Raw genomic sequence first — 10125 nt, 5'->3', positions numbered from 1 at the left:
GCGCAAGCGCGCCCGCCGTGGTACCGCAGCCCCGTCCGCGGGAGGCCGTGGCGGCAGGGGTGGACGCGGTCGCGTCTCCGCCGAGACGCAGGCGACCCAGGGCAACCGGGCCGACCGCCGAAAGGACCAGCCGCAGGCGCCGCGCTTCGGCACCGACTCGGGTGCTGCTGCGAAGACCGGCGGTTCCCGCCGTCGCACGGACGAGCCCCGCACCGCCTCGGAGACGACGACGCGCAGCCGCCGTCCCGCCTCCGGCCAGCGCGTGGGCGACGCCGTCCGCCGTCCCGCGGCCGGCGCCCCCGCCGCCGGCGGGCAGCGCAGCCATGCGCCGTCCTCGGCTCCGCGGACCGAGGGAGCCCGCCGTGCGGCCGGCTCCCGCAGGGCCAGCGCGCCTGCGTCCAACGATCGCCGGTCCCGCTAGCAGCATCGCTGACCACGGAAGGCCCCTACCCTCGCGGGTGGGGGCCTTCCGTTCGTCCGGGGGGTGCCCCGGCGCACCGGGTGGGGAACAATGGGCGGATGAACGCACTCCTGAACGTCATCTGGCTCCTGTTCGGCGGCATCTGGCTCGCGCTGGGCTACTTCGCGGCCGGCATCATCTGCTGCCTGCTGATCGTGACCATCCCCTTCGGCATCGCCTCGTTCAGGATCGGCGCCTACGCGCTGTGGCCCTTCGGTCAGACCGTCGTGAACCGCGGCGGTCGGCCGGGCGGGTTCTCCACGATCGGGAACGTCATCTGGCTTCTCGTCGCGGGCATCTGGATCGCCATCGGCCACGTGCTCACGGCCATCCCGATGTTCGTCAGCATCATCGGGATCCCGCTGGGCATCGCCAACCTGAAGCTGATCCCGGTGTCGCTGGCGCCGCTCGGCAAGGTGATCGTCCCCTCGTCGGGGACCTACCTGCCGACCTACCGCTGACGGCCGCCGCCGGATCCCCGACGGCGGCCTGCAGGTCCCGCTAGTCGGAGCCGCCGACGACGGTCGGGCTGGTGGCCCCGTTCCGGCCGGGCTTGTCCGCGTTCTTGAGCAGGTCGCCGAGCAGCGCGATGATGTCCAGACCGGTGGTGTCCTTGACCATCTGCGTGGTCTGGTGGACGCCGCTCGAGACGTTCTTGCTGAGCTGGCTCGCGCCGTCGTTGGAGACGACGGTCATGGTGTCGATCGCCGACATCGGCGCGGCGATCTCCCGTGCCATCGCGGGCAGGACCTCGAGGACCTTCGACAGGATGGCGGCCTGGTTGAACTTCTCGTAGGCCTCCGCCTGCGCGGCGATACCGGCGGCCTCCGCCTTGCCACGGGCTTCCGTCGACTGCGCCTCGGCATCACCGCGGGACGCGATGACCGCGGCGTCGGCGCGGCCCTTGGCCTCGTTGATCGATGCTTCGGCGGTACCGCGTGCCGTGTTCGACGCGGCATCCGCCTCGGCTGCCACCCGGTCACCCTCGGCGACGAGCTTGCGGCGTGCGAGGTCCACGCGGGCTTCGATCTCCGTGGCCTCCGATGCCCGGCGCCGCTCCTCGAGCTTCGCGTCGGCCTGCTGGATGAGGCGGTACTTCTCGGCGTCCGCGGGCTTGCGCACCTCGGTGTCCAGCTCGCGCTCACGGAGCTCGGACCGCCGCTGGGCGACCTGCTGCTCACGCATGATGACCTGCTCCTGCTGTTCGGCCTGGGCGAGAGGGCCCGCGGCGTCGGCCCGTGCCTGGCGGGCATCGGCCTCCTCCTTCAGTTCCGCGCGGCGGATGATCAGCTGCTGCTGCGCGAGGGCCACCTGCTCGTCGGACAGGGCGCGTGCCTGCTCCGATTCCTGCATGGATCGGGCTTCGGCAATCTTCGCGTTGCGTTCCGCGAGGGCGGCCTCCGGGCGGCCCAGGTTCTTCAGGTACCCGGAGTCGTCGTCCACGGACTGGATCTGGAAGGTGTCGATCTCCAGGCCCTGGTTGTGCATGGAGTGTTCGGCCTCCTCCTTGACGCTCTTGGCGAAGGTCGCGCGGTCCCGGATGATCGATTCGACCGTCAGGGTTCCCACGATCGAGCGGAGCGAACCGGACAGGGTCTCCTGCGTGTAGTGGTCGATCGCCTCCTGCTGGTTCAGGAAGCGCTGGGCGGCCTTGCGGACGGCGTCCGCGTCGCCCCCGACCTTGACCTGGGCGACGCCGGTGAGGTGGAGCTTGATGCCGTTCTTGGAGATGCCCTCGATGCGCAGCGACACCTGGCGCGATGCGAGCGACAGGGGATAGGCCCGCTGCGAGAACGGGTTGATGAAGATCCGGCCGAAGACGACGCGCTGGCTGTCCGGATCGGGCTGCCCCTTGCTGTCCTTGGACGAGATGATGAGCGCCTGGTCCGGGCTGGCGATGTGCAGCGCCATGCGGGCGAGGACGACGGCGGCGATGATGATGACGAGCAGCACCACGGCGCCGATGATGAGCGGGATGAACCTGAGATCCACGGGGACCCTTTCAACGGTCTTCGGATGGCCTCCGGCGTCGCGTACGGGCGCCGGAGGATGATCAAGCAACTGCGTTCACTGTGTCGATCCGACCCCCATGTCGTCGAAGGAGAGGACCCGCGTACTGGGGCGGGCCGGTGGCTGCTCGGCGGTCAGCCGGTGGCTGCGCCGGTCAGGAAGGCCTGCATGAGGGGGCCGCCGGACGTGGATCCCAGTTCGCCCTCCTCCACGAAGACCGCGACGGCGAGGTCGCCCTGGAGGGCGACGACCCACGCGTGGGTCCGCGGGGGAGTCTCGCTCCCGAACTCGGCGGTCCCGGTCTTGGCCAGGACGGGATCGCCCGGCACGTCCTGCAGGAGCCGGGCCCCGCCCTGCTCGACGACGGCGGACATGAGCGTCCGCAGCGTCGCCGACTCGTCGGCGGTGAACGCGCTGGGCGGCGCCTCGGACTCCCCGGCCGACGGCGTCGCGTCACCCGACGGAGCCTCCGTGGCCGCGGCGCTCTCCGATCCGGGGTCGAGTTCGGTGGATTCGCCCGCGGCGAGGAGGGTCGGCGTGACGCGCGATCCTGCCCCCACGGATGCGGCCATGGTGGCGAGGCCCAGGGGCGACACCAGTACCTCGCCCTGCCCGATCATGGCGGCGGCGTGGGCCGTCCCCTCCGCCTCGGTCGGCACGGAGCCGAAGAACGCGGGTGTGCCGATGCGCGACTCCACGCCGATCCCGAGATCGGTGGCGGCGGCCGCGAGATCGGCCTGGCTGATCTCGTCCCGGGCCGAGATGAAGCCGGTGTTGCAGGACTGCGCGAAGGTCTCCAGGAGCGGGATGGTCCCGAGGAACTGCACCGGATAGGTGCTGGCGTTGTTGAACGTGCGGCCGTCCACGGAGACTTCCTCGGTGCACTCCGTGGGGCTCTCGGGCGTGAAGCCCTTCCGGAGCAGTGCGAGGCTCGTGGCCACCTTGAACGTGGACCCCGGCGGGTACTGGCCCAGGAGCGCGGTCTGCAGGCCCTCGCTGCCCGGACCGTTGGCCGCCGCGAGGATCTCGCCCGTGCTGGGCCGGATGGCGACGATCGACGACGCCGAGGGCTCGTCCGCGAGAACCTGCTCGCCGAGGCCCTGCAGGCGGGGATCGAGCGTGGTGGCGAGGTCGGTGCCGTCCACGGCCGCCTTGGTGAAGAGGGTCTGGCTGGGCGTTCCGGGGTCCGCCACCGGCGCGGCGCCGACCGAGAGGCCCGGGGTGCCGGCCAGCTGGTCGTTGTGCTGCAGCTGCAGCCCGCCGAGCCCGGTGACATCACCCGCCCGGAGGGCACCGTCGGACTGCTCCACGAGTTCCTCCGTCGCCTCGCCCACGCTGCCCAGGAGTTCGCGGGCGAAGGTGCGGGTGGGTGCGAGTTCCAGGGTGTCGGCCTGCCGCAGTGCACCCGGGACGGCATCGATCTGCGCGTCGGTGACCGTCCGCGTCGCGTCGTCACGCAGGACGACCGCCACCACGAAGGCCTCCGCACCCGCGGCGGCGACCTGTTCCTCGTAGGCCGCCGGGTCGAGCTCGAGCAGGGTGGCGAGCGCACGGGCCGAGGCGGCCCACTGCGCGTCCGGGACCCCCGTCTTGTCGATGCCGACGCGGATCACGGGCCGCTCGGTGACCAGGACCTCGCCGCCCGCCCCGGTGATGTCGCCGCGGTCCCCGGGCACGCTGGTGAGGGTGAGCTTCTCGTCCGGCAGGAGGTTCGGGACGAACAGCGCAGGGTCCCAGGCCGCCTGCCAGACGTCCTCGACCCGCGTGAGGTCCGCCGTCGTGCTGTAGGTCCAGTCGGAGTCGGTGTCGTCGAGGTCCCAGACGTAGTCGAGCGTCGCGGTCGCGCTGTCCTCGCCGGTCTCCTCGACGCCTGCGACCGTCACCTTCGGCGCTCCGGGCCCGAACCCCTCGGTGATCGTGGCGAGCTCGCCGGTCACCTCGGACGCCTCCACCGACGTGAACGCGGACTGCCCCACGTCGAGCCGGGCCAGTCCCTCGGCGAGCGTGCGCGCCGCGTCCTCCGTGGTCGGGCGGTCATCCGTGCAGGCCGCGAGCGCGAGGGTGAGGGCGGCGGTGGTCAGGACGGCGGTGGCGCGGCGGAATTTCCCCATAGGGGCCATTATGTCCGAGATCACAGCGGGCTCCGGAAGCCGCACTGTGCCGGGCGGCCCCGGCGCCGCCGCAGTCGTCCCTTCCCGCTCCGCCAGGGGCGAAGCGGGGGAATATCTCTCCCGGCTCGAAAGTTGAGTCGAGTACACTCAATGCAAGACCTACGTCAGGACGGAAAGGAACCGCGCGTGGACACGAATTTCACCACCAAGAGCCGCGAGGTGCTGTCAGCTGCCGCCATGAACGCCTCCACGGCGGGGAATGCGCAGATCGATACGCCGCACTTCCTCAAGGCCCTCCTGGACCAGCGGGACGGCATCGCCGTCGCGCTCCTCAAGGCGGCCGGCGCCGATCCCGACACCGTGAGCGTGCAGGCGAGCACGGCGATCAAGGCCCTGCCGTCGTCGTCGGGCTCCTCGGTGGCGCAGCCGCAGTTCTCCCGCGGTGCCCTCCAGATGATCAACGCGGCCCAGCAGGAAGCGGAGACCCTCGGTGACCAGTTCGTGTCCACCGAGCACATCCTGCTCGCCCTGGCGGCGGACAACGGAGCGGCCGGTGGCATCCTGCGCTCCGTCGGGCTCACGCGCGAGGCACTCGCGTCGGCCCTGCCGGGCGTGCGCGGTGACCGGCGCGTGACCACGCCCGATCCGGAGAACACCTTCCAGGCGCTCGAGAAGTTCGGGGTGGACCTCACCGAGGTGGCGCGGAGCGGCAAGCTGGACCCGGTCATCGGGCGCGATGCGGAGATCCGCCGCGTGGTGCAGGTGCTCAGCCGCCGCACCAAGAACAACCCGGTGCTCATCGGCGAGCCCGGCGTGGGCAAGACGGCCGTCGTCGAGGGGCTCGCCCAGCGCATGGTCGCGGGCGACGTGCCCGAGTCGCTGCGGGGGAAGACCCTCATCAGCCTCGACCTCGGGTCGATGATCGCCGGCGCCAAGTACCGGGGCGAGTTCGAGGAGCGGCTGAAGGCCGTGCTCGACGAGATCCGCTCGTCCGGCGGCCAGGTGGTGACCTTCATCGACGAACTCCACACCGTCGTCGGAGCGGGTGCCTCGGAGGGGTCGATGGACGCCGGCAACATGCTCAAGCCCATGCTGGCGCGCGGTGAGCTCCGGCTCATCGGTGCGACGACGCTCGACGAGTACCGGGAGAACGTCGAGAAGGACCCGGCGCTGGAGCGCAGGTTCCAGCAGGTGTACGTGGGCGAGCCGTCCGTGAACGATACCGTCGGCATCCTCCGCGGGCTGAAGCAGCGCTACGAGGCGCACCACAAGGTCTCGATCGCGGACTCCGCCCTGGTCGCCGCGGCCACCCTGTCCCACCGCTACATCCCGGGCCGCCAGCTCCCGGACAAGGCGATCGACCTCGTGGACGAGGCCGCCTCGCGCCTGCGCATGGAGATCGACTCCGCACCGGTGGAGATCGACGAGCTGCGCCGTTCCCTCGAGCGGATGCACATGGAGGAGATGGCGCTCTCCCGGGAGAAGGACGAGGCATCGCTGGAGCGGCTGGACGCCCTGCGTGCCGAGATGGCCGACCGTCAGGAGGAGCTCGACGGGCTGAACGCCCGGTGGGAGGCCGAGAAGGCCGGCCTCAACCGCGTGGGCGACCTGAAAGCATCCCTCGACGACCTGCGCTCGCAGGCCGACCGCGCCCAGCGCGAGGGTGATCTCGAGACGGCGTCGCGCATCCTCTACGGGGACATCCCGCAGCTGGAGCGCGAGCTGCGGGAGGCCCAGGCCGCCGAGGAGCAGACCACCAATGCTCCCGACCTGATGGTCGCGGAGGAGGTGACCGCGAACGACATCGCCGAGGTCATCTCCGCCTGGACGGGCATCCCCGCCGGGCGCATGCTGCAGGGTGAGAGCGAGAAGCTGCTCGCCATGGAGGACGTCATCGGTGCGCGCCTGATCGGACAGCAGCGGGCCGTGTCCGCGGTGTCCGACGCCGTCCGCCGTGCCCGCGCCGGGGTGTCCGACCCGAACCGCCCCACCGGTTCCTTCCTGTTCCTCGGACCCACGGGCGTGGGCAAGACCGAGCTCGCGAAGGCGCTCGCGGACTTCCTGTTCGACGACGAGCGGGCCATGATCCGGATCGACATGTCGGAGTACTCGGAGAAGCACTCGGTGGCGCGCCTCGTCGGCGCCCCGCCGGGATACGTGGGCTACGAGGAGGGCGGCCAGCTCACCGAGGCGGTGCGGCGCCGGCCCTACAGCGTGGTGCTGCTCGACGAGGTGGAGAAGGCGCACCCCGAGGTGTTCGACCTGCTCCTGCAGGTGCTCGACGACGGGCGGCTCACCGACGGGCAGGGCCGCACGGTGGACTTCCGCAACGTCATCCTCGTGCTGACGTCGAACCTCGGGTCCCAGTTCCTCGTGGATCCGTCGCTCGACGACGCGGCGAAGCGCTCCGCCGTGATGGCCGCCGTCAACGCGAACTTCCGGCCGGAGTTCCTGAACCGGCTCGACGACGTCGTCGTCTTCGACCCGCTGAGCCTCGACGAGCTCTCGAGGATCGTGGACCTGCAGGTTCGGGCGCTCGGGGACCGGCTCCGCGACCGCCGCCTCGAACTCGAGGTCAGCGCTGCGGCCAGCGAATGGCTCGCCCTCACCGGCTTCGACCCGGCATACGGCGCACGTCCGCTGCGCAGGCTCGTCCAGCGCGAGATCGGCGACCGGCTGGCGAAAGGCATCCTGGCCGGTGAGATCGTCGACGGCGACACCGTGGTCGTCGACCGCCAGGAGCCGGACGCCGGAGCTCTGGCCGACGGCAGCCTCGACGCGGGGGGCCTGCTGGTGCACGCCGCGCGGTAGCCGGGCCCGGCACACGAGAGGAATCGCAGGTTGCTTCCTCTCCCGCCTGCGGGCCCGGGTCCGTCAGGAGGTGAGCAGGCTCCGGCTCATCGTGTCGCCGTCCTCGACGACGGCGAAGCAGTCCACCCGGCGGTCGCCGTCGGCCCAGGTCTGGCTGGTCGGGGTCGCGCGGAGCAGCGTGATCCGGAGGTCGTCCGTCACCGCGTCCGGGTCGATGGCCGCGGAGGCTGCCGCGCAGGCCTCCTCGGCCCGCAGCCCGAGCTGCTCGCGTCCGGGGAACTCCGCGTCCTCCGGGTAGTTCTCGCTCGCCACCAGTTGTGCGTTGTGGGCTTCGCCGCAGTCCACCGGGACCGCGTCCTCGGTGATGCCCGTGAAGTCGGCGAGGCAGTCGCCGGCGGCGACCGACGACGGATCCACGCGCTCCTCGTCCTCCGCCCCGCCGAAGAGCGAGACGAGCAGCCAGACGAGCAGGCCGAGCAGGACGACGACGCCGCCGATGATCAGCAGCAGCGGCAGGTTGCTGCTGCGGGCCCTCGACCGGTCCCGCTTCGGCTCCGCGTCCGTCGCCTCCGGGTCGGTTCCGGCTGCCCCCGGGGCCCACGCGGCCGCGGTCGCGCCGCGCGAACCCGGGGAAGGGTCCACCGGGGACGTCGGGGAAGCCGGGGAAGCCGGTGCTGCCGGGCCGATCGACGCCGGATCCGTGCCGGGGTAGAGGCCCGGGTGGCCGAGGCCCTGCTTGCCGCCCTCGGGCGGGAAGGCGTACGGACCGCCGGCAGGAACGTCGTCGCCGGTGCCCGCCGCCGGCACGCCGGCCCCGTCGGCCGTGTCCGCGGCCGTGTCCGCGGCTGGGTCCGCGTCCGCCGCCGCGTCCCCTGCGACACCTCCGGCGGGAGCCGTGCCGTCCGGGGCCGCCTGGACGACCGGGGCGCCCGCCGGCAGGGGACCACCCACCAGTGTCCCTGCCTTCTCCGCTTCGGCGGCCACGGCGCGGGCCTCCGCCGCGGCGTCCTCGAGGGAGGCCGCTTCCGCCGTGTCCCTGCTGATCTCCGCCGGCCCGAGGGCGGGCTCCGGCAGGTCGAGGCTGTCCGGCGACACCGACAGCTCGGGTTCCAGCGCCCCGGGAGGTAGCGTGCCGTCGTCGAGCACGACGCCGTCGGGATCGACCACGTCGGGGCCGTCGGGCCGGTCGGGTTCGTTCCCGCCCGGACCGTGCCCGGGATCCCTGGGTGCCTGCTCCTCGTTGCTCATGGTGGGCCGCTGTCTCCTTGCATTCCTGGTGTCTCGTGGCCGGCGCTCCGACGTGATTTCGACTCTAGCCAAGATCGTCGCCGGAAGGGTCGGGACGCGGCTGGAGCAGGCTCGGGCACCGGGGGCGGCTTCGCGTCCATGCTTTGCAGGAGGCGGGGACACCCGCGCTCGGATGCACCCGAAAGCATGTAACCTGTACATACGACAAACTGACCAAATACTCCGGGGCCTCGCTGCAGCCTTGGGCCTCGTGCCCCAGTGACCACCTCCGGATCGACGCACAAAGGGGGTCACGCCATGGGGCGCGGCCGTCAAAAGGCAAAAGCTACCAAGCAGGCCAGGGACATGAAGTACTTCAGCCCGGCCACTGATTATTCGGCACTGCAGCGAGAGCTCACAGGCCCGGGTAGTCGTGCTTCCACTCGACGTACCGAACCTCTCGAGCCGGTCGAACCCGACTACTCGGAGTACGCGGACAAGTACGCCGACGAACTCGACGACGACGGCGAGGAGAGCGGCTCCCGCCGCACCGGCTGACCTCCCGGTCCGCCGTCCTCCGGGACACCACAACCGGCGCATCAGGCCCCTTGCGGGACGATGCGCCGTTTCGTGTGCCCGGATCCCGGAACCGGCGAGCCGCCGCGCTCGCGACGCCCCGACTCGCGCGGTGGACAGGTCGGGACTGCCCGTCCGCGGTCGGTCCGTTCCTAGTGTGGGGAGGCGAGGAGCGGCTGCAGGGCGAGTTCTGCCGCCCCGACGAGCAGGAGCTCCGGCCCGAGCGTTGCCCGCCGCACGTCGACGCCCCCCGCCAGGGATCCGGTGTTCACGGCATGGGTCAGCCGGTCACCGTGGAAGCCGAACAGGGAGCCGAGGAAACCGCCGAGCACGATCCGCGTGGGATCGAAGATGTTGACGAAGTTCACCAGTGCCACGGCCAGCAGGTCGAGCTGGCGCTCGGCCTCCTGCTGGACGGCGGGCCCGGGATCGTCGGACAGCACGTCCTCGAGTGCCTCGATCCCGCCGCCTGCGAGGCCGGCCGCGTCGAGCAGGCGCTCCAGGCGGACCTCCGCGTCCAGGCATCCGGACCGGCCGCAGTGGCAGGGCGACCCGCCGGCACGGACGAGGGTGTGGCCCAGTTCCCCGGCGTAGCCGCGACTGCCGACCAGTTGGACGCCTCCTGTCACGATGCCGCCACCGATACCGCTCGCGCTGCCGTTCAGGTACACGGCGTCCTCCACACCGAGCGCCGCACCGAAGATGCTCTCGGCCATCGAGCCGAGTGAGGCATCGTTCGCGGCGACCGCAGGCAGCCCGAGCGCCCTGCTGAAGGGCCCGGTGAGGTCGGCCGCGCGCCAGCCGAGGTGCGGTGCCACGAGGACGCGGCCCGTCCCGGCGTTGACGAGTCCCGGCAGCGCGATCCCGACACCGAGCACCCGGTCGAGCCCGGCCAGGACGGGGTGGAGGTCGGCCACGATGTCGCGGGTG

7 protein-coding genes and 1 pseudogene are annotated in these 10125 nt (G+C 71.7%); 4 read left to right on the top strand and 4 right to left on the bottom strand.

Going from position 1 to position 10125, the window contains the following annotated elements:
• Positions 1-421 (top strand): annotated as a pseudogene (locus CVO76_RS11070) (DEAD/DEAH box helicase); the annotation flags it as partial.
• Between the two features lie 98 nt (positions 422-519).
• On the top strand, positions 520-921 hold the full coding sequence (locus tag CVO76_RS11065) for a YccF domain-containing protein (RefSeq protein WP_208739277.1): 402 nt from the start codon (positions 520-522) through the stop codon (positions 919-921).
• A 40-nt stretch (positions 922-961) separates the two neighbouring features.
• Here CVO76_RS11065 and CVO76_RS11060 read toward each other — a convergent pair whose 3' ends face one another.
• Entirely contained in the window at positions 962-2452 is a 1491-nt protein-coding gene (locus CVO76_RS11060) for a flotillin family protein (RefSeq protein WP_133081228.1), read from the bottom strand.
• Between the two features lie 152 nt (positions 2453-2604).
• A complete protein-coding gene (locus CVO76_RS11055) occupies positions 2605-4581 on the bottom strand; it encodes a penicillin-binding transpeptidase domain-containing protein (RefSeq protein ID WP_208739276.1) in 1977 nt (658 codons plus the stop codon).
• 186 nt (positions 4582-4767) lie between these two features.
• On the opposite strand from CVO76_RS11055, the gene clpB reads away from it, so the two are divergent.
• The gene (gene clpB / locus CVO76_RS11050) at positions 4768-7392 is read left to right on the top strand and encodes an ATP-dependent chaperone ClpB (RefSeq protein ID WP_208739275.1); all 2625 of its coding nucleotides are present in this window, start codon (positions 4768-4770) and stop codon (positions 7390-7392) included.
• 63 nt (positions 7393-7455) lie between these two features.
• Here clpB and CVO76_RS11045 read toward each other — a convergent pair whose 3' ends face one another.
• Positions 7456-8640 carry a septum formation family protein gene (locus CVO76_RS11045; protein WP_208739274.1) on the bottom strand — a complete coding sequence of 395 codons (1185 nt, stop codon included), beginning with the start codon at positions 8638-8640 and terminating at the stop codon, positions 7456-7458.
• A 297-nt stretch (positions 8641-8937) separates the two neighbouring features.
• On the opposite strand from CVO76_RS11045, the gene CVO76_RS11040 reads away from it, so the two are divergent.
• Positions 8938-9177, top strand: a complete 240-nt coding sequence (locus CVO76_RS11040; RefSeq protein ID WP_104167997.1) for a DUF3073 domain-containing protein — start codon at positions 8938-8940, stop codon at positions 9175-9177.
• Positions 9178-9347: 170 nt separating this feature from the next.
• Here CVO76_RS11040 and CVO76_RS11035 read toward each other — a convergent pair.
• Positions 9348-10125: ROK family protein (locus CVO76_RS11035; RefSeq protein WP_208739273.1), on the bottom strand; the 778-nt coding region annotated here is incomplete at its 5' end.

This window comes from Arthrobacter agilis (genome assembly GCF_002953615.1).
GTDB lineage: Bacteria > Actinomycetota > Actinomycetes > Actinomycetales > Micrococcaceae > Arthrobacter_D > Arthrobacter_D agilis_B.
The sequence above is the reverse complement of the archived record's forward strand: the minus strand, read 5'-3'. Positions and strand labels throughout refer to the sequence as shown.

Bases quoted from the DNA above. Each gene is read 5' to 3' on its own strand.
- CVO76_RS11065 (WP_208739277.1), top strand. From the start codon at position 520: ATGAACGCACTCCTGAACGTCATCTGGCTCCTGTTCGGCGGCATCTGG.
- CVO76_RS11055 (WP_208739276.1), bottom strand. From the start codon at position 4,581: ATGGGGAAATTCCGCCGCGCCACCGCCGTCCTGACCACCGCCGCCCTC.
- CVO76_RS11045 (WP_208739274.1), bottom strand. From the start codon at position 8,640: ATGAGCAACGAGGAGCAGGCACCCAGGGATCCCGGGCACGGTCCGGGC.
- CVO76_RS11040 (WP_104167997.1), top strand. From the start codon at position 8,938: ATGGGGCGCGGCCGTCAAAAGGCAAAAGCTACCAAGCAGGCCAGGGAC.